Source organism: Novosphingobium panipatense (genome assembly GCF_900182875.1).
GTDB classification, from domain to species: domain Bacteria; phylum Pseudomonadota; class Alphaproteobacteria; order Sphingomonadales; family Sphingomonadaceae; genus Novosphingobium; species Novosphingobium panipatense.
Genome location: NZ_FXUI01000002.1, coordinates 212,308 through 229,891, shown reverse-complemented (window position 1 = coordinate 229,891; position 17,584 = coordinate 212,308). Strand labels below are relative to the sequence as shown.

At 63.6% G+C, this 17,584-nt stretch carries 19 protein-coding genes; 10 read left to right on the top strand and 9 right to left on the bottom strand.

The window, feature by feature from the left end:
- Positions 1 to 148: 148 nt before the first annotated feature.
- Entirely contained in the window at positions 149 to 1,264 is a 1,116-nt protein-coding gene (gene folP, locus QOL62_RS04005) for a dihydropteroate synthase (protein WP_283405273.1), read from the bottom strand.
- Between the two features lie 96 nt (positions 1,265 to 1,360).
- Positions 1,361 to 2,494: a site-specific DNA-methyltransferase gene (locus tag QOL62_RS04000; RefSeq protein WP_103729665.1), complete on the bottom strand. Its 1,134-nt coding sequence runs from the start codon at positions 2,492 to 2,494 to the stop codon at positions 1,361 to 1,363.
- An 83-nt stretch (positions 2,495 to 2,577) separates the two neighbouring features.
- Here QOL62_RS04000 and QOL62_RS03995 point away from each other — a divergent pair, with 83 nt between their 5' ends.
- Complete coding sequence (locus QOL62_RS03995) at positions 2,578 to 3,006, top strand: hypothetical protein (protein WP_283405272.1); 429 nt, start codon at positions 2,578 to 2,580, stop codon at positions 3,004 to 3,006.
- Between the two features lie 17 nt (positions 3,007 to 3,023).
- Here QOL62_RS03995 and rnhB read toward each other — a convergent pair whose 3' ends face one another.
- Positions 3,024 to 3,647, bottom strand: a complete 624-nt coding sequence (rnhB, locus tag QOL62_RS03990; RefSeq protein ID WP_283405472.1) for a ribonuclease HII — start codon at positions 3,645 to 3,647, stop codon at positions 3,024 to 3,026.
- A 10-nt stretch (positions 3,648 to 3,657) separates the two neighbouring features.
- Between rnhB and QOL62_RS03985 the strand changes: the two genes are divergently transcribed.
- From QOL62_RS03985 to QOL62_RS03960, 6 genes are all read left to right on the top strand, one after another.
- Entirely contained in the window at positions 3,658 to 4,839 is a 1,182-nt protein-coding gene (locus QOL62_RS03985; protein WP_283405271.1) for a PQQ-dependent sugar dehydrogenase, read from the top strand.
- Positions 4,840 to 4,891: 52 nt separating this feature from the next.
- Positions 4,892 to 5,422, top strand: coding sequence for a GNAT family N-acetyltransferase (locus tag QOL62_RS03980; protein ID WP_103729662.1), 531 nt, complete (start codon positions 4,892 to 4,894; stop codon positions 5,420 to 5,422).
- Between the two features lie 66 nt (positions 5,423 to 5,488).
- Positions 5,489 to 6,034: a DUF1285 domain-containing protein gene (locus QOL62_RS03975; protein ID WP_283405270.1), complete on the top strand. Its 546-nt coding sequence runs from the start codon at positions 5,489 to 5,491 to the stop codon at positions 6,032 to 6,034.
- Complete coding sequence (locus tag QOL62_RS03970; RefSeq protein WP_283405269.1) at positions 6,031 to 6,639, top strand: NUDIX hydrolase; 609 nt, start codon at positions 6,031 to 6,033, stop codon at positions 6,637 to 6,639. The genes QOL62_RS03975 and QOL62_RS03970 overlap by 4 nt, the downstream gene beginning before the upstream one ends.
- Before the next feature lie 50 nt (positions 6,640 to 6,689).
- On the top strand, positions 6,690 to 7,859 hold the full coding sequence (locus QOL62_RS03965) for a CCA tRNA nucleotidyltransferase (protein ID WP_283405268.1): 1,170 nt from the start codon (positions 6,690 to 6,692) through the stop codon (positions 7,857 to 7,859).
- 94 nt (positions 7,860 to 7,953) lie between these two features.
- A complete protein-coding gene (locus tag QOL62_RS03960; RefSeq protein ID WP_283405267.1) occupies positions 7,954 to 8,601 on the top strand; it encodes a retropepsin-like aspartic protease family protein in 648 nt (215 codons plus the stop codon).
- Positions 8,602 to 8,606: 5 nt separating this feature from the next.
- Here QOL62_RS03960 and parC read toward each other — a convergent pair whose 3' ends face one another.
- Positions 8,607 to 10,901 (bottom strand): DNA topoisomerase IV subunit A, encoded by a 2,295-nt coding sequence (gene parC, locus QOL62_RS03955; RefSeq protein WP_283405266.1) that lies wholly within the window; start codon positions 10,899 to 10,901, stop codon positions 8,607 to 8,609.
- A gap of 176 nt (positions 10,902 to 11,077) precedes the next feature.
- Between parC and QOL62_RS03950 the strand changes: the two genes are divergently transcribed.
- Positions 11,078 to 11,611, top strand: a complete 534-nt coding sequence (locus tag QOL62_RS03950; RefSeq protein WP_283405265.1) for a type 1 glutamine amidotransferase domain-containing protein — start codon at positions 11,078 to 11,080, stop codon at positions 11,609 to 11,611.
- A gap of 42 nt (positions 11,612 to 11,653) precedes the next feature.
- Here the strand turns inward: QOL62_RS03950 and QOL62_RS03945 are convergent, their stop codons facing one another.
- From QOL62_RS03945 to QOL62_RS03935, 3 genes are read right to left on the bottom strand one after another with little or no spacing between them, the layout of a single operon-like run.
- Entirely contained in the window at positions 11,654 to 11,986 is a 333-nt protein-coding gene (locus tag QOL62_RS03945; protein ID WP_283405264.1) for a 2Fe-2S iron-sulfur cluster-binding protein, read from the bottom strand.
- 1 nt (position 11,987) lies between these two features.
- Positions 11,988 to 13,067 carry a cysteine desulfurase family protein gene (locus QOL62_RS03940; RefSeq protein ID WP_103729656.1) on the bottom strand — a complete coding sequence of 360 codons (1,080 nt, stop codon included), beginning with the start codon at positions 13,065 to 13,067 and terminating at the stop codon, positions 11,988 to 11,990.
- Positions 13,064 to 14,119: a cysteine desulfurase family protein gene (locus QOL62_RS03935; RefSeq protein ID WP_283405263.1), complete on the bottom strand. Its 1,056-nt coding sequence runs from the start codon at positions 14,117 to 14,119 to the stop codon at positions 13,064 to 13,066. The genes QOL62_RS03940 and QOL62_RS03935 overlap by 4 nt, the downstream gene beginning before the upstream one ends.
- Before the next feature lie 133 nt (positions 14,120 to 14,252).
- Here QOL62_RS03935 and QOL62_RS03930 point away from each other — a divergent pair, with 133 nt between their 5' ends.
- Complete coding sequence (locus QOL62_RS03930) at positions 14,253 to 14,909, top strand: alpha/beta hydrolase (protein WP_103729654.1); 657 nt, start codon at positions 14,253 to 14,255, stop codon at positions 14,907 to 14,909.
- A 39-nt stretch (positions 14,910 to 14,948) separates the two neighbouring features.
- Here the strand turns inward: QOL62_RS03930 and QOL62_RS03925 are convergent, their stop codons facing one another.
- Positions 14,949 to 15,161 (bottom strand): hypothetical protein, encoded by a 213-nt coding sequence (locus QOL62_RS03925; RefSeq protein ID WP_283405262.1) that lies wholly within the window; start codon positions 15,159 to 15,161, stop codon positions 14,949 to 14,951.
- A 65-nt stretch (positions 15,162 to 15,226) separates the two neighbouring features.
- Here QOL62_RS03925 and QOL62_RS03920 point away from each other — a divergent pair, with 65 nt between their 5' ends.
- Complete coding sequence (locus QOL62_RS03920) at positions 15,227 to 17,059, top strand: DUF885 domain-containing protein (protein WP_283405261.1); 1,833 nt, start codon at positions 15,227 to 15,229, stop codon at positions 17,057 to 17,059.
- Between the two features lie 40 nt (positions 17,060 to 17,099).
- Here the strand turns inward: QOL62_RS03920 and QOL62_RS03915 are convergent, their stop codons facing one another.
- On the bottom strand, positions 17,100 to 17,453 hold the full coding sequence (locus QOL62_RS03915) for a hypothetical protein (protein WP_283405260.1): 354 nt from the start codon (positions 17,451 to 17,453) through the stop codon (positions 17,100 to 17,102).
- Positions 17,454 to 17,584 lie beyond the last annotated feature (131 nt).

Here is a 17,584-nt window from a genome sequence, read left to right as displayed (position 1 = left end):
GCCTCGCTCAGAAGTGAAACGGGGATAAGGGCTTTTTGCGTCCACTGACGTGACGAAAGGAGCCCCGAATGCGGCAATTTGACACGGGCGCGCTTTCATCAGCCGCTCGTTCATCCAGCAGAAACCCTGGGTTCATCCAGGCGCAAGCTTATGCATCGGGTGTGCAGGAGAAATCCGTCAGAGCCGCGTCCCGCAGACCGCGCCAAACCCGGACAGCCTGTATTGTCTCCCGGACATCATGCACTCTGAGGACATGCGCCCCTGCATCCATTGCCTTGACGGCAAGAGCCAAGGATCCACCAAGCCGCTCATGCGCGGGGGCCTCATTCGACAGAGCACCGATCATTCGCTTGCGGCTGACGCCGACGAGAAGCGGATGACCGAGCGCGTGGAAGAGAGGGAGGGCATTGAACAGCGCCAGATTCTGCGCCAGCGTCAGGCCAAAGCCGAACCCGGGATCGAGGAGGATGCGATCACCCGGTATGCCGGCGGCGAGGCACGCATCGCGCCGGGCGGCAAGCCAGTCGAACACATCAAGCGCAACATCGTCGAAATCGCCGCCGGTGTGAAGATCGTCTCCCGGACCGGGAGCGTGCATCAGCACCACAGGTGCAGCAGACGCCGCGGCCAGTTCCAGACTTCTTGGATCGTATCGCAAGGCCGACACATCGTTGAGAATGTGCGCTCCCGCAGCGAGCGATGCCTGCATCACGGCGGGGCGGCGGGTGTCCACGCTTATCGCCGCACCCATGGCGGCAAGACGTTCCACCATGGGGATCACCCGCTTGAGCTCATCCCCTTCCCAGACCGCGGCAGCCCCCGGCCGAGTGGACTCGCCGCCAACATCGATGATCGCCGCGCCGCTTTCGAGCATGGCTGAGGCGTGAGCCGAGGCATTTGCCGCGTCGTCGAGGAACTTGCCTCCGTCGGAGAAGCTGTCCGGTGTCATGTTCAGGATGCCCATGACCTGCGGCTGCTCGAAGCGAATGACGCGTGTGCCACATTGGAGAGGACCGTGAACCCTGCGCAGGTTAGCCCATTGCCTCTCCGCTGATGCTCCAAGATCATCCGGCAGCGCCACCAGCGCCTGGGGCATTTCGGCGGAAGATACGCGGGACCGGGAGATCGTGCGCCGTCCATCCCGCACGATGATGGCGAAGCGATTGGCCCAGACCATCGTACCGGCTAAACGGATTGCCTCGCCGTCCTCGCTCTGAGGGCTCTCGGCCATGCCGATCGGGCGGATGTAGATCTTGCGTGTCATCTCAGGCGCCTGCCGGGAGCGGAACGGTATCGAACAGCATCGACGTCATGATTGACCCGACTGACCCGGGCACGGGTGTCCCAGCGCTATGGCTCATCACGGCTCCGTGGCGAGGAGATACAACTGGCGGATCGCGTCGACAGGCTTGACCTCGCCCTCATGCTCCAGATGCCAGAAGGTCCAGCCGTTGCATGACGGCGCCCCCTGCAGATCCTTGCCGACACCATGGATCGAGCCGCTGACATCTCCCGCCAGAAGCGACCCATCGGCTCGCACCGTTGCGACGTGACGCCGCTTTTTGTCGAACAGCCGCGTTCCCGGTTCGATCCAGCCCGTTTCGACGAGCGTGCCGAACGCCACCTTCGGCGCTGAACGCTTCGACTGCATGGTCTTGAGCGCACTCTCGTCCAAAGGCAGCGCCATCTCGATACGTTCGAGCGCGGCTTCACGGTAGTCGCTCTCACGCTCGCAGCCAATCCATTCGCGGCCCAGACGCTTGGCTACGGCACCGGTGGTGCCTGTCCCGAAGAAAGGATCGAGAACCACGTCGCCCTTGTTGGTCGTGGCCAGCATCACGCGATACAGCAGCGCTTCCGGCTTCTGCGTCGGGTGAACCTTACGTCCTCCCTTCTTGAGACGCTCGGCACCGTTGCAGATCGGCAGGACCCAGTCGGAACGCATCTGCAGTTCGTCGTTGAGCGTCTTCATGGCGCGGTAGTTGAAAGTGTACTTCGACTTCTCACCCATGCTCGCCCAGATCAGCGTCTCGTGCGCGTTGGTGAAGCGGGTGCCCTTGAAGTTCGGCATCGGGTTGGCCTTGCGCCACACGATGTCGTTCAGGATCCAGAACCCCATGTCCTGCATGATCGCGCCGAGGCGGAAGATGTTGTGGTACGAGCCGATCACCCAGAGCGAACCTTCCGGCTTCAGCACGCGGCGCGCCTCGGTCAGCCAGTCACGCGTGAACTGGTCGTAGGCGGCGAAGCTGGAGAACTTGTCCCAGTCGTTCGTCACGGCATCGACGTGGCTGCCGTCCGGCCGCGCGAGATCGCCACCAAGCTGCAGGTTATACGGAGGATCGGCGAACACCATGTCGACGCTGGCGTCGGGAATGGTGCGCATCGCTTCAATACAGTCACCCGGAATGATGTGGCCGAGCGGAAGCAGCTCCTTCGGGGTCGGCGCAGGCGCCTTTGCCCGAATGCGTTCCTTGACCAAAATCTGCCCCATGACTGCTCCGATAAACTGTGGATATGCCTCTAGGGTGATTCATCCGGGACTCTGCGTCAAGCCGCGACTCGCGGAAAATCCTCGTGATTCACCTGTTCAGCAGCGGGGGAACAAAAGGAATCCGACACAAGATATCAGCCCGTCCGAATCACGATGACTCAAGATGTGGTGCATGCTGCCGCCGGCTTGAGGTGGATAACTTTTTTGATGAGCCCGGCCGGCCGTCTCAAACCATTGCACCTTTCGCAACTGCACTGCGGAACCATGCATTTGCCGCAACAACTCTGCACCGCCAAATGGGGCTGCATGCTGCAATGCAGCAACAACCCCTTACGTGTGAGTTTGCCATGTTTTCGCTGATTTCACTTTATTTCGCCTACCGCCGCGACGTTGTGCTCGCTGAACGCTACATCGCAGGGTCCGACATCCACGCCCTGCCGACGAACACGGGACCGGCCGCTTCCCCGGCTACGGTAGAAGTCGAAGCCAAGCCGCTTCCACTCGCAGCCTGAGTTCCGCGTCCCCGCGCCTAGATAAGTAGCTGCAGCTGCGCCACGGGCGCAAAGCTGCGGCGATGGTGCAGGGTTGGACCATGTTGCCGCAGCGCAGCGAGGTGCTCGGGCGTGCCATACCCGGCATTTCGCTCCCACCCGTAATACGGGTGTTGCGCGGCCAGATCGCGCATCATGCGGTCGCGATGCTCCTTGGCTATGATCGATGCCGCTGAGATACACGGCTCGATCGCGTCGCCGCCTACGATTGCACGTGCGTTCCACCGCCACTCGTCCCGCCGACCCGCGGGTGTCATGTTCCCGTCGACGAGGACTTCTCCGGGCTCCTCGCCCATTGTTTCACATAAAGCCTGGACCGCCCGCGTCATCGCGAGCATCGTGGCGCCAAAGATGTTGAGGCGGTCGATCTCGTCCACCTCGACGACGCCAACTGCCCAATGGCACCGTCGCTTGATCCGCTCCTCCAGTTCCGAGCGACGGTTTGCCGACAGCTTCTTGGAATCATCAAGCCCTGCGGGGCGGGGCTTGCACAGGACAACGGCGCCTGCCACCACCGGTCCGGCGAGCGGACCACGCCCGGCTTCGTCAACGCCGATCGTGTACCGTTTCGTGTCACCGGAACTTGTGAAACAGGAAAGCATTGGCCCCGACATGATCGCAAGACGACTCCTCATTGCCCTATCGCCTTTCGCCGTGGCGCTCGCAAGCTGCGGAAATGCCGCCACAGGGGAAAAGGGGGCCGGCGCAACCCCGGCCGCTGCCGGCGACCAGGCGCCCTTCAAGATCGATGCCGTCGCCTCCTTCGAAGAGCCCTGGGCTATGGCCGTGGACGCGGGTACAGGAACCATCTTCGTCACCGAACGAAAGGGCGCGATCCGCTTTCACACCCCCGATGGCCGTTTGGGCGAGGTTACCGGTATTCCCACAGTCGATTACGGCGGCCAGGGAGGTCTGGGAGACTTCGTCTTCGCTCCCGGGCAGACGGGCACCACGCTTGACCGCCGAACGGTCTACCTGAGCTGGGCAGAAGCGGGATCAGGTGATACACGTGGCGCGGCAGTCGGTCGGGCAGACCTCGTTTGCGAGGCACCGACGCAGTGTTCCCTCAATAACCTGAAGGTCATCTGGCGCCAGACGCCGAAGGTCACGGGGCGTGGCCATTACTCGCATCGCCTCGCCTTCTCTCCCGACGGGCGGTATCTGTTCGTGGCATCGGGCGATCGCCAGAAGATGACCCCGGCACAGGATCTCGGCACCACGCTGGGCAAGATCGTGCGGCTGTTGCCGGACGGCACGCCGGCTCCCGGCAACCCCTTCGCCGACAAGCCTGCGCCCACAAACGAGATCTGGTCGTATGGCCACCGCAACATTCTTGGCCTTGCCTTCGATCCTGAAGGGCGTCTTTGGGATCTTGAGCACGGACCTGCGGGGGGTGACGAACTGAACCTGGTCAAGCCGGCCGCCAACTACGGCTGGCCCCTCGTATCCGACGGCGATCATTACGACGGGCGGCCAATCCCGCGCAACTCGACGCGACCGGATCTTGCCCGGCCGGCGATCACCTGGAACCCCGTCATCGCTCCCGGCGACTTCATCTTCTACACCGGCAACATGTTCCCGGCATGGAAGGGGCAGGCGCTGATTACCGGTCTGGTTGCGACCGGACTGGTGCGTGTCTCGATCCGCGGAGACAAGGCACAGGAGGAAGCGCGCTATCCGCTCTCAAACCGTATCCGCGAGATCCGCCAGGGCGAAGATGGCGCGATCTGGCTCCTTGAGGATGGAGAGAGTCCTGAAAGCGGCCGGCTCCTCCGGCTTACGGCGGCGCGCTGATTATCCGATTTGAATCGACAAACGGGCGCGCCGCTCCTATCGCGCGCCCGCAATGTCCCAGACCGACTTCGAAGCCGCCACCATCATTCCTCTCGATAATGTCGACCCGGCGCTTGTTGAAGCGCTGCTGGACTCGGCGTTCGAACCGGAAAGACGTACGCGCACCGCCTACAAGGTGCGTGAAGGCGTGGAATGCCTCGGAGGCCTCAGCTTCGCTGCGCTCGACGCCCAGGACATGCTGGTGGGAACCATCCAGTGCTGGCCGGTCGCGCTGACGACCCCTGAAGGCCGGGCTCATCCGATGATCATGGTAGGACCCGTCGCCGTTCTTCCGGGGCATCAGGGGATGGGCTACGGCAAGGCGCTCATGTCCGCCAGCATGGCCGGGATCGACGATCGCGCGCCCCTGCCCCAGGTCATGATCGGTGATCCCGCGTACTACGGGCGCTTCTGGGGTTTCTCCAACGCAGGCACCGCCGGATGGGATCTGCCGGGGCCGTTCGAACGTCACCGTCTGCTTGTCCGCTGCCCTAATGCCGCCGTGCTGCCGGAGCATGGCATGCTCGGTCCCTGGGTGCGATAATCGCTCCACATTTGGCCTTGGTTCTTGGACCTTGGCGCAGGAGCACCTATCTGGCATCGCGAAACGATGCCCTACGACCCACCTCCCGACCTTGCCGCGCTGAGCCTTGCTGACGTTGCCGACCTTGTCGCGGCCCGCAGGCTGCCGCCCGTGGCAGAGTGGTCTCCCGAGGCAGAGGGTGACAGCGAGATACGCATTGCGGCGGACGGCCGCTGGTATCATCAGGGCGGAGAAATCCGACGGCCTGCCATGGTCCGGGCGTTCGCCTCTCTGCTAACCTGTGATGCGGACGGGCAGCACTGGCTGGTCACTCCGACGCAACGGCTCACCATCGAGGTGGAAGATGCGGCTTTCATGGGGATCGACATGAAGCAGGAGAAGGACGCCCTCGCGTTTCGACTGAACACCGATGAGCTTCTGATTGCCGGGCCGGACCACCCCATCGTCGCCGAGGGGGACCCTGATACTCCCGCGCTGTACATAGGCGTGCGGAACGGCACGCGTGCTCGACTCGATCGCAGCACCTATTCCCAACTCGCTGAAATCGCCATTGATAATGGCGACCTTACTGTTCAGAGCATGGGCCTGCGTTTCGCGTTGGTTCCTGCATGAGCGCTTTGCTAGGAGGGATAAGGCGGCGCTTCGAGATCGGCCATGCCGCAGCGCCACAGCGCCTCTGGAGCGATCCACGCATCCACGACATCACCAGCTTCACGCCTGCGGCAGTGCTGATAGCGATCACGGACAGCGACCGACCGGGTATCCTGCTGCTGCACAGGCCATCCACGATGCGCGCACATCCCGGCCAGATCGCCTTCCCAGGTGGCCGCATCGATCCGGGGGAAAACGCCGTCGAGGCCGCTCTTCGAGAAGCCAACGAGGAGCTTGGCATCCGTGCGCAGGATGTCCGGGTGATCGGCACCAGCGACCTCTATCGTACCGGCAGCGGCTACGAGATCACTCCCGTTCTGGCGGTGGTGCCGGCCGACCTCCCGATCTATCCCAACCCGTCAGAAGTGGCCCAGTGGTTCGAAGCGCCAGCCGACTTCGTTCTCGACCCCGTGAATCAGGCCACGCGCACCATCGAGTATGAAGGGCGCCAGCACAGCTTCATTGAGATCATCTGGAACGATGGCCGGCAGGATCACGTGATCTGGGGCGTCACCGGAGCTATTCTCCATAACCTTGCGTACAGGCTTAAGTGGCACGAGCGCTGATCGCGCGCTCCTTGCCCTGCCGGACGCGATCCATTCCAAGGCACCGACCAATGACACGCCTAGAAGCTCCCTGGATGCACCGCGAGGACCTCGCCGCACTAATGCAAGCGCTGGGGCCCGACGCCGCTCGCTATGTCGGTGGGGCGGTGCGCGACACCCTACTGGGTCTTCCCGTCAAGGACATTGACGTTGCCACCACCCTTGTGCCTGCAGAAGTCATCAATCGCCTTGATGCTGCCGGAATCCGACATGTTCCCACCGGGATCGATCATGGCACCGTGACTGCCGTCTTGCCGGAAGGGCCGGTGGAGATCACGACCTTGCGGCAAGACGTCTCGACGGACGGACGCAGGGCGACGGTGGCCTTTACGAACGAATGGCGCGACGATGCCGCCCGCCGGGACTTCACGATCAACGCCCTTTTCGCCGACCCCGGGACTGGCGAAATCTTCGACTGGTTCAACGGCCTTGGCGACCTCAACATGCGTCTTGTCCGTTTCATAGGGGACGCCCGGCAGCGCATCCAGGAGGATCACCTGCGCATCCTGCGGTACTTCCGGTTCCAGGCCCGGTTCGGCTCCGTGCCTGCGGATGCCGAGGCGGAAAGCGCCTGCGCTGAACTGGCTGCCACGCTCAAGGGCTTGTCGCGCGAACGCGTGGGAATGGAGATGATGAACATCCTCGGCCTCGCCGATCCGGCGCCTACCTTGCGCCGCATGGCGGAGTTGGGTGTTCTCGCTGTTATCCTTCCCGAAGCGGACACGGTTGCGTTGAGCGCGCTGATTGCCGAAGAGGAGAAACAAGGAATCGCGCCCGACGCCATCCGGCACCTCGCCGCACTGCTGCCCTCGCAGGTCTCGCTCGCCGAGAACGTAGCGGCGCGCTTCCGCCTCTCCACGTCACAGAAAAAGCGGCTTTCCCTTGCCGCCGCGCGAAGCGCCTCTCCGGGTGATGCCCGGGCACTCGCGTATCGCCTGGGGCGAGAGCCGGCGATTGATCGCCTCCTGATCGCCGGTGCCGACGTTTCGCCGGTCACCGGATGGGACATTCCTCAGATGCCGCTGAAAGGCGGACAGATCGTTGCGCGCGGGGTCAGTGCCGGCCCGGCCGTCGCTCGTATCCTGCGCGAGGTGGAAGACAGATGGATCCTGGAAGGCTTCCCTCAAAGTTCTCGGGTGGAGGCGCTGCTGGACACCATCCTGTCGGAGCACGCCGAATGACCCGATCGCCTCCCGAGGGGGCATGCTCGATCGTGGTCCTCGACCTTAACTTAAAGCCGCGCTGGAGCACCTGTTCCGCGCTGGAAGGGCCTGTATGGACATCGCCCAGATCCTGAACTTCCTGGCAGGTCAGCCGCTTCTTGCCCTCGGCTTGGCAAGCATCTTCGTCAGCATCCTTGGCGGGTGGCTCCGCCGGCCCCTTCCGCTGCTGGGGGGATTTCTACGCGCGGTCGGCAACCTGGGGCTCTTCGGTGCGATGCTGCTGACGATCGCCCAGGTGACGCGGCTGACGACCGGCATGGATTTTTCGCTGCCGCAACTCGGCATCGAGCGGCAAACCGTCGAGGGCGGGGAGACGCGAGTACCCATGCAGCCCGACGGCCACTTCTGGATCAAGGCCACCGTGAACGGTGTGCAGCGCAACTTTCTGGTCGATACCGGCGCGACGCTCACCGCGATATCACCGGGAACGGCTCAGGAAGCTGGCCTTGAAGAGAACAATCTCAACCGTTCGGTTCTCATGCGCACAGCCAACGGCACAGTCGAAGCAAAGCTTGCCGTGATTGACGAACTGCGCATGGGCAATGTCGTCGCCCGGAAGGTGGACGCCGTCGTCGCCCCGGGCCTGGGCGACGCAAACGTGATTGGCATGAACCTGCTCTCACGCCTCGCGAGCTGGCGGGTCGAGGGCAGGACCCTGATCCTCGTCCCTCATCACCCGCAAGCTGTCGGCGAAGGCTGACCGGGTCAGCTCTGGAACTTGTTGTCGCGAGGGAAGCCAACCGGCGGAAGTCGGCCCGCCGCGCCGCGAGCCACCTTCCAGAGCTGCATGTCCTTTTCCGTCCGGGTACGGCCGCTTTCACCGCCCATGGTCCAGGACAAACCCTCCTCCAGCTTGAGCGTAATCGCATCCGCCATGCCGCCGTCCCGGTAGCGCTGCAACGTGACGCCCTGGCCTTTGCTCATGACAGGAAGCTCCTCGAGGCTGAAGATCACCAGCTTCCGGTTCTCACCCATAACCGCCACATGATCGTGTTCAGCGGGAATCTCGCGAACCACGGCAAGGCTGACGCCCGGCTTCGTGGACATGACGCTACGCCCCTTGCGCGTTTCCGCCAGCAGTTCGTCCGCTTCCGCCGCAAACCCGCGACCAATGCTCGAGACAAGCAGGAGCTGGGCTTTGGGCCTATACGGGAATGCCGCCACGACGTGGGCCTCGGCGTCGATGTCCACCATCGTGCGGATCGGCTCTCCGAACCCGCGGGCGCCAGGCAGCTTGTCCGCTCCGATCGTGTAGAAGCGCCCGTTGTCGAGCGCGATCAAGATCTTGTCGGTCGTCTGCGCGTGGAAGGCAAAGGCCGGGCCGTCGCCCTCCTTGAACTTGAAATCGCCATCGAGAGGCACATGCCCGCGCGCGGCCCTGATCCAGCCGCGTTGCGAGAGGATCACCGTGACGGGCTCCTTCTCGATCATGGCGTCGAGGCTGAACTCGACCGTCCTCGCCGCCTGTGCAATGGTCGTGCGGCGGCGTCCCAGCTCCGTATCCTCCGCGTAGTCCTTGCGCAGAGCGCCAAGATCGCGCTTGATACGAGTGCGCTGGCGAGCCGGGCTTTCCAACAGCTTCGACAAGTCGTCCTGCTCCTTCAGCAGGGCTTCGTGCTCACGGCGAAGTTCCATCTCCTCAAGGCGACGCAAGCTGCGCAGGCGCATGTTGAGGATCGCTTCAGCCTGCCGGTCAGTCAGTTCGAATTCCGCGATCATCACGGGCTTGGGCTCATCCTCGGTACGGATGATCTCGATGATGCGGTCCAGATTGAGGTACGCGATGATGTACCCGGCGACCAGTTCAAGCCTTGCGGCGATCTTGTCGAGCCGGTGACGGGTCCGTCGCAGCAGGATGTCGATCTGGCTGTACACCCACTCCGACAGCAACAGCTTGAGGCCGAGAACGCCCGGAGTTCGATGTGAATCCAGTACGTTCAGGTTCAGACTGAAGCGGGTTTCGAGCTCGGTCAGCTTATAAAGGCTTTGCTTCAGCAGTTCCGGATCGACGTTACGGCTCTTGGGCACGAGGACAATGCGGATCTCCTCGTCGCTTTCATCCCGAACATCTTCAAGGATCGGGAGCTTGCGATCGCCGATCAGCGCGGCGATCTGCTCGATCAGCTTGCCTTTGGGCAGCATGTAGGGAATTTCGCTGATAATCAGCTGCCATTGCCCTCCGCCGAGCTTCTCGACCCCGGTTTCCTCCCAGCTGCCATCGGGATGGCGGCCCGTGGAGAACCGGCCGCGGACACGGAATGCGCCCTTGCCGGTCTCGTAGGCGTGACTGATCGCTTCGGGGCTGTCCACGACCAGACCGCCCGTTGCGAAGTCCGGCCCCCTGAACACCTCCATGAGCTGGCTGTGCTCGGCCTGCGGATTGTCAATCAGCAACAAGGTGGCGTCGACTATCTCGGCAACATTGTGGCTGGGGATGGATGTTGCCATACCAACAGCGATACCCGTCGCACCATTGGCGAGCAGGTTGGGGAAGAGGCCCGGAAAAATTTCCGGCTCGGCCTCCTCGCCGTTGTAGGTCGGGATGAAGTCGACCGTGCCTTCATCCAGCCCGGCCATCAGCTGGATCGCGGTCTTGGTCAGGCGCGCTTCGGTGTAGCGGTAGGCCGCAGCGTTGTCGCCGTCGATGTTGCCGAAGTTGCCCTGGCCCTCAACCAGCGGGTACCGCAGCGAGAAGTCCTGCGCGAGACGCACCATCGCATCATAGACCGAAGCATCGCCATGCGGGTGATACTTACCGATGACGTCGCCCACCACGCGAGCGGACTTCTTGTAGGCGCTGGCAGGGTCAAGCTTGAGCTGGCGCATCGCCCAGAGAAGGCGCCGATGAACCGGCTTCAGGCCATCGCGAAGGTCGGGCAGAGACCGTGCCGTGATCGTGGACAGCGCATAAACCAGATAGCGCTCCGACAGCGCGGCATCGAACGGCGCGTCGATAATGGCGTCAAACGGATCGGCTTCTTCGTTGGTCGTGGTCACCATGGTCCGGAGACCCTAGCAGCGCCCTGTCCCCCGCCAAAGCACAATCCAGCCGTTTTCCATAGGTTGCCTTGCGCGCTGCGCCGGTCCCGCCGTGCGACAACGAGGCGGGAAGCGAGGAACTGCGCGGAGCCTCGCGGTCTTTCATGAACAGTATCACAGCGAACAGGAGGTCTGCATTGGCCCGCGTACTCATCATGGCCACGGACGGCTTCGAACAATCCGAACTCACCGGCCCCCGCGACGCGCTGAACGGAGCCGGCGTCGAAACAATCATCGCGAGCCCGGAAGGCGGCTCGATCAAGGGCTGGAAGGATGGAGACTGGGGCGAAAGCGTGTCGGTCGACCGCAGACTTGACGAGGTCGGCCCAGACGAGTTCGACGCGCTGGTCCTGCCGGGAGGCCAAATCAACCCGGACAAGCTGCGCATGAATGAAAGGGCTGTCGAAATCGTGCGCGCCTTCGCGGGAGCGAAAAAGCCCGTTGCGGCGATCTGCCACGGACCCTGGCTGCTTGCCGAGGCCGGTCTTGTCGAAGGTAAGACGGTGACCAGTTGGCCGTCCATCCGCACTGACCTGCGGAATGCAGGTGCTCAGGTCGTGGACAAGGAAGTCGTGGTGGACGGCAATCTCATCACCAGCCGCAACCCGGACGACATTCCGGCCTTTTCGAACGCCGTCATCGAGGCGGTCACCGGTCGAAAAGCGGCCTGAACCGGCGCGCCGGCGCGATCCTCGTCCCGCAGACCAGTAATATCACCCGATCTGCATATCGCGCGAGACACCCGGTATCCGGATAGCGATTCCGCTCAACGCGTCAGTGAGTTCGATCTGGCAGGAGAGCCGGCTGGTACGCGTCACTCCAGCGGCGAGGTCAAGCATGTCTTCCTCGTCGTCGGAGGCCGGCTCGAGCTTATCGAACCAGTCAGGCGAGACGATCACATGGCATGTGGAGCAGGCCATCTGGCCTTCGCATGTTCCTTCAAGAGGCATGCCTGCATCCTGCGCCACTTCCAGAAGGCGCGAGCCGGGTTCAGCTTGAGCCGTCACCCGGGAACCATCGGTATTCACAAACAGGACGTCAACCAAGTCACACTCCCTGCGCCGCAGCAGCGGCTTCTATTCTGGCGCAGGCATCCTCTATTTCCCGAATGTCACTATATCGTCCAAATCCGAGACGGATAGAGCTTTTGGCTTCGGCGTCCGTGAGGCCGATGGCGCGCAGCACGTGACTGGGCCGGCCGGATCCGCTGGCACAGGCCGATCCCGCAGAGAAGGCTACGTCCCGCAGATCCGACATCAGCCGCGCCACGTCGAGGCCGTCCAGTCGCAGATTGAGGTTGCCACGCCAGCGCTCCGTGGCCGACCCGTTGAGCGTCCAGCGGGCAAGGATTGCCCTGGCGCGCTGCCAGAGGCAATCCACATGCGCGGCGTCCTCGGCCATCCGCCTCTTCGCTAAGGCCGCTGCGGCGCCGAAACCTGCGCAGAGCATCGGGCTGAGGGTGCCCGAACGCAGCCCCCCCTCCTGCCCGCCGCCGCGGATCAGCGGGGCAAGATGAAGGCCCTGTCTGATCCACAAGGCTCCGATGCCCTTCGGTCCGTAGAGCTTGTGCGCACTGATGGCGATCAAGTCGGCATCGCGCGGCGCCGCCATCTTCCCCGCGCCTTGCACGGCATCGCACAGAAACAGGGCGCCGCCTGCTCGACACCGGGCCGCAACCTGCTCCACCGGCTGAATGGTGCCGATCTCGTTGTTGACCTGCATCACCGCAACAAGACCCGCTTCGGTTACGGCTAGCTGGTCTGGCGATATAACCCCATCGCGACCGACCGGTATAAAGGTACAGGGCGCTTCCAGCGATCGCGCGGTGTCCAGAATCGCCGCGTGCTCGACAGCGGAGGCGATCACGTGCCGGGCTCCGCTGCCCCGTATGGCGAGGTTGATTGCCTCCGTCGCGCCGGATGTGAAGATCACCGTGCCCCCGGGCGGCAACAGGGAAGCCACTTGCGCCCGGGCGACCTCCACGGCTGCGGCGGCCGCGCGGCCCGGGCGGTGGGAACTATGAGGATTGGCAAAGCCGGGAGCTTCGGGACCGCTCAGCCACGGCAGCATCGCATCCCGGGCTTCGGGAGCGAGCGGCGTAGTGGCCTGATAGTCGAGATAGATCATGCGTTCACGTCGACCCAGGCTGCCGCGAACGCGTCCAGATCAGCGGGTGACGTGTTCCACCCGATCGACACGCGCACCGCCCGGCGGGAGATGTCCGGATCCACGCCGAAGCCTTGCAGCACCCGGCTCTGCTTGAGCGTTCCGGATGAGCAGGCGCTTCCCGCGGAGATCGCAAAACCTCGCGCGTCCATCCGAATCAGCATCGCCGTGGCGGAAAGGCGCGGGGAAACCAGCGCGATGATGTGCGAGCAGGGCTTTCCCGGCTGAAGCACTTCCCCCCTCGCTTGAAGCTTGTGCCTGAACGCCTCTCTCTCGTCAGCGCTCGTACTCCAACTGGAAGGGCCTCCCTTTTCCAGAGCAGCCACGAAGGCGAGCGCGCCGGGGAGGTTCTCGGTCCCGGCGCGATAGCCTCGCTCCTGCCCGCCTGTGGGCTCCAGCATACCGAAATCCCGCACCAGCAGCGCACCAATGCCGACCGGTCCGCCGAGCTTGTGAGCGGAGAGAACAATCATGTCTGCCTCTGGCAGCGCATGTTTTCCCGCCGACTGGGAGCAATCCGCAAGGAACATCCCTCCGGCTTCGCGCACCCGCTGCGCAAGGGAAGCGTCTTGGGGCGAATGGAGGATCGTTCCCGTTTCCGAGTTGATCGACTGCACCGCCACCACTGCGCGCCCTTGTCGACCCAAGGCTTGCGCCAGCGCAGCCTCGTCGATGGCACCGTCGCTGACCAGAAGCCGCTCGGCATCCGGCGCGGCGCGGAGGACCGCGTCATGCTCCACGGACGAAACCACCCGTCGATCCACTCTTGCGTGACCGAGACCGATCGCCAGCGCCTCGGAGGCCCCTGACGTGAAAATGACCTCTCCTTCCCAGGACAGGGCTGCCTTAAAACGAGCCCGGGCGTCCTCAAGCGCGGCACGGGCCGCGCGTCCCGCCGCGTGAGGGCTGGAAGGGTTTGCCCAGATTGCTGCCCCTTCAAGCCAGGCGTCGCGTGCGGCGGGAAGCATCGGCGTCGTCGCCGCATGGTCGAGATAGATGTTAGGAACGGCCATTACCTGCGAAGTTGTCTTTGGGACTAAGATTTCTATATAGCGAACCGTCTCTTTTTCCACTCCCGCGACGGGTGGCGGCCTTTGCGCCGCTTCCGGACGGCGGGAGTTTCAACAGGTCAGGCCGCAAACAGACATGCCCGCAGTCATTTTTCCCGGTCCCGAAGGTCGTCTCGAAGGTCGTTTTCAGCCTGCAACGCGCCCGCGCGCACCGGTGGCAATGATCCTTCACCCGCACCCGCAAGCGGGCGGCACCATGAACGACCGCATCACGCAGCATCTGTACAAGACCTTCGTGAACCGCGGCTTCGCCACGCTGCGCTTCAACTTCCGCGGCGTGGGGCGTAGCCAGGGCAGCTTCGACAACGGCATCGGTGAACTCTCGGACGCTGCAGCCGCACTCGACTGGGTGCAGTCCATCCACCCCGAAGCGTCGACGACCTGGATCGCCGGCTACTCGTTCGGCGCGCTGATTGGCATGCAGTTGCTCATGCGCCGCCCCGAAATTCGCGGCTTCATTTCCGTGGCACCGCCGGCCAACATGTACGACTTCAGCTTCCTCGCCCCCTGCCCGGCATCCGGCATCATCATCCAGGGCACCGGCGATACCGTCGTGACGCCGAACGCCGTGCAAAAGCTGGTGGACAAGCTGCGGACGCAGAAGCACATCACCATCCATCACGACGAGATCCCCCGCGCCAATCACTTCTTCGAGCATGAAACGGATGACCTGATGCGCTCGGTCGACAATTACCTCGATATGCGGCTCGCACCGGACTGCCCGATCAAGTAATCCGGGCTGCACCTTTAAAATGCAGACAGGCGTCGGAGCTCACTCCGGCGCCTGTTTCTTTTTGACCTCGCCGGACAGAGTGGTGCCCTGCGGCGTCGGCAAGGTCCAGATGACCACGTTGGCAACCATGATTGCCGCCAGGATGAGCATCAGCACCGCCTGCCGCGTATACCCGCCACGCCGAAACAGCGCTATCGCTCCGAGCAGGAGGGCGACGACGGTGAGAACAAGAAGGGAGAGCGCGATGTCCATGCGCCATTCATTAGCGCAGCGTGCGACGGTTTGACAGGTGCGGACGCCAAGGCCATCGTCCGGCCATGATTGATACACCCTTCACCCTTTCGCGCCGCTCGGCTCTCAGCCTCCTTCTGGCTGGCACCGCCACCCTAGCCGCCCCTGTTCGCGCTCTTGCAGCCTCGCAGGAAGGCGGCGCTGCAGCGCTGCTTGACAAGATCGCCTGGGACATGCTCCAACATGTGCCGGAGAGCGCCACGGGCCTTGGCGTCGACGTCGGAGAACACGCCGCTCTTCGCGCCCGGCTTGAGGATCGCTCCAGGTCCGGTCGCGAGGCTTATGCCGCAACCCTGCGGCAGGCGCTGGCCAGCGTCGATGCTGTGGACGCCACGGGCCTGGATCACTCAACCCGAACAAGCCTGGCGGTGGTGAAGAGCGCGTTTGGTACAGCGCTGGAAGGGTTTGCCCTGCCGTACGGCGATGTCGCGGTGGGCGGTTGGCGCAACACGCCCTATGTCGTCATACAGAACGTGGGCGCCTACATCGACACGCCCCGCCTGCTCGATGCCGAGCACCCGGTCCGCAATCCCGGCGATGCCGACGCCTGGATCTCTCGGCTCAGCCAGTTTGCGCCACAACTGGAAGGCGAGCGCACCCGTGTGGAGGAAGCGGCCGCAAAGGGCCTTGTGCCACCGGACTTCCTTCTTGATCGCGCCATCGCCCAGATGACGAGCACGATCGCCGACGCCCGCAACGAAGGGGGCAGCCTCGTCACCTCCATCACGGGCAAGACGAAGGAAATGGGGAGCCGGTGGGCGGCGGACGCCAAGCGGATCGTGGCAGGCGACGTCGTCCCGGCGCTGGAGCGTCAACTCGCGGAATTGCAGCGGGAGAGATCGATGGCCCGCAGCGATCCCGGGATGCGTGAGAGGCCGCATGGCAGCGAGTTCTACGCATGGGCATTGCGCGCCAGCACCACCACGACGCTGTCGGCAGACGAGGTCCACCAGCGCGGACTTCAGGAACTCGCCGATCTTCATGCCCGTATGGAACCGATCCTCAGGTCACTGGGCTACACACAGGGTTCCGTTGGGGAGCGAATGGCCGCCCTCGGCGATGACAAGCGGTTCATGTTCGCGGAAGGGGATCCGGGGCGCGCTGAAATCTTCGCATTCATCCAGAAGCGCGTGGACTGGATCCGCCAGCAGATGCCGCGTGCTTTTCGCCAGGTCGTCCCCGGGAATCTGGAGGTCCGCCGCCTGCCGCTGTCGGAGGAACCCGGTGCGCCGACCGCCTATGGCGGCGCCGGATCCAAGGACGGGTCGATCCCGGGTAAGATGTGGATCAATCTTCGCTCCACCAGCCTTCACCGCACGTATGACCTGCCGACACTGGTTCACCATGAAGCTATTCCGGGTCACGTCTGGCAGGGCGAATACGCCAATCGCCTGCCGCTCATCCGCTCACTGCTCGCTTTCAACGCCTATTCCGAAGGCTGGGCGCTCTATGGGGAGCAGCTTGCCGACGAACTCGGTGCGTATGACGATGATCCCGTCGGCCGGCTCGGCTATCTCCAATCGCTCGCCTTCCGGGCCTGCCGCATGGTCGTTGACACCGGCCTTCACGCGAAAGGCTGGACGCGAGAGCAAGCCGTCCGCTTCTTCATGGAGAAGAACGGCAACAAGCAGGAGGAAGTCGTCAACGAGGTGGACCGCTACTGTTCCTGGCCGGGCCAGGCCTGCGGCTACAAGATGGGTCATTCCCAGATCGTGGCGCAAAGAACGCGCGCGATGCAGGCGCTGGGCAAATCCTACGACCTGCGCGACTACAATCAGGCTGTCGTCGATGGAGGCAACGTGCCGCTTGACGTGCTTGCCCGGAACGTGAGCGAATACATCGCCGCTCGGAAGGCATGAGCGTAACGGGCGCCCCGGACGGAGCCGGGGCGCCCGGGGCTCAGCTCTTTCCGGATAGCCCTCTGGCCATACCCGCAAGATCATCGATCACGCTGCCATCGCCGTCCTTATCGAAGAGGCGCGCCACCCGTGCAGGATCGGCGGCGACGGCAGCAGCGAACTGACCGAGCGATCCTTCGCCGCCGATCTGCGCAATGATCTCCTTCACGGTGTCGAGATCGAGACCACTGCGCTCCGCAGCCAGTTCAGCCGTATCTCCGTCCTGCTGATGCGCGATGCTCAAGGCAGCGATGGCCTTTTCCGCGACCCGGGGATCAAGCCCCATCTTGTTCGCCAAGTTGCCCACGTCTGAGTGATTGCTGACTTTTTCAAGAATACCGTCGAACAGTCCCATTCGCTTCACTCCGTTTGCAAGGCCATTATGCTCCCCCAAGCTCCTATTTGGGAAGGCGTGGCAGAGACGCCACGCGCCAGCATGAGGTCTTTATGAAAAAGGCCCCGGAACCGAGGTTCCGGAGCCTTTCG

Coding starts and splice junctions, on each gene's coding strand:
- folP (WP_283405273.1), bottom strand. CDS start 1,264: ATGACACGCAAGATCTACATCCGCCCGATCGGCATGGCCGAGAGCCCT.
- QOL62_RS04000 (WP_103729665.1), bottom strand. CDS start 2,494: ATGGGGCAGATTTTGGTCAAGGAACGCATTCGGGCAAAGGCGCCTGCG.
- rnhB (WP_283405472.1), bottom strand. CDS start 3,647: ATGCTTTCCTGTTTCACAAGTTCCGGTGACACGAAACGGTACACGATC.
- QOL62_RS03985 (WP_283405271.1), top strand. CDS start 3,658: ATGATCGCAAGACGACTCCTCATTGCCCTATCGCCTTTCGCCGTGGCG.
- QOL62_RS03980 (WP_103729662.1), top strand. CDS start 4,892: ATGTCCCAGACCGACTTCGAAGCCGCCACCATCATTCCTCTCGATAAT.
- QOL62_RS03975 (WP_283405270.1), top strand. CDS start 5,489: ATGCCCTACGACCCACCTCCCGACCTTGCCGCGCTGAGCCTTGCTGAC.
- QOL62_RS03970 (WP_283405269.1), top strand. CDS start 6,031: ATGAGCGCTTTGCTAGGAGGGATAAGGCGGCGCTTCGAGATCGGCCAT.
- QOL62_RS03965 (WP_283405268.1), top strand. CDS start 6,690: ATGACACGCCTAGAAGCTCCCTGGATGCACCGCGAGGACCTCGCCGCA.
- QOL62_RS03960 (WP_283405267.1), top strand. CDS start 7,954: ATGGACATCGCCCAGATCCTGAACTTCCTGGCAGGTCAGCCGCTTCTT.
- parC (WP_283405266.1), bottom strand. CDS start 10,901: ATGGTGACCACGACCAACGAAGAAGCCGATCCGTTTGACGCCATTATC.
- QOL62_RS03940 (WP_103729656.1), bottom strand. CDS start 13,067: ATGATCTATCTCGACTATCAGGCCACTACGCCGCTCGCTCCCGAAGCC.
- QOL62_RS03935 (WP_283405263.1), bottom strand. CDS start 14,119: ATGGCCGTTCCTAACATCTATCTCGACCATGCGGCGACGACGCCGATG.
- QOL62_RS03930 (WP_103729654.1), top strand. CDS start 14,253: ATGCCCGCAGTCATTTTTCCCGGTCCCGAAGGTCGTCTCGAAGGTCGT.
- QOL62_RS03925 (WP_283405262.1), bottom strand. CDS start 15,161: ATGGACATCGCGCTCTCCCTTCTTGTTCTCACCGTCGTCGCCCTCCTG.
- QOL62_RS03920 (WP_283405261.1), top strand. CDS start 15,227: ATGATTGATACACCCTTCACCCTTTCGCGCCGCTCGGCTCTCAGCCTC.
- QOL62_RS03915 (WP_283405260.1), bottom strand. CDS start 17,453: ATGGGACTGTTCGACGGTATTCTTGAAAAAGTCAGCAATCACTCAGAC.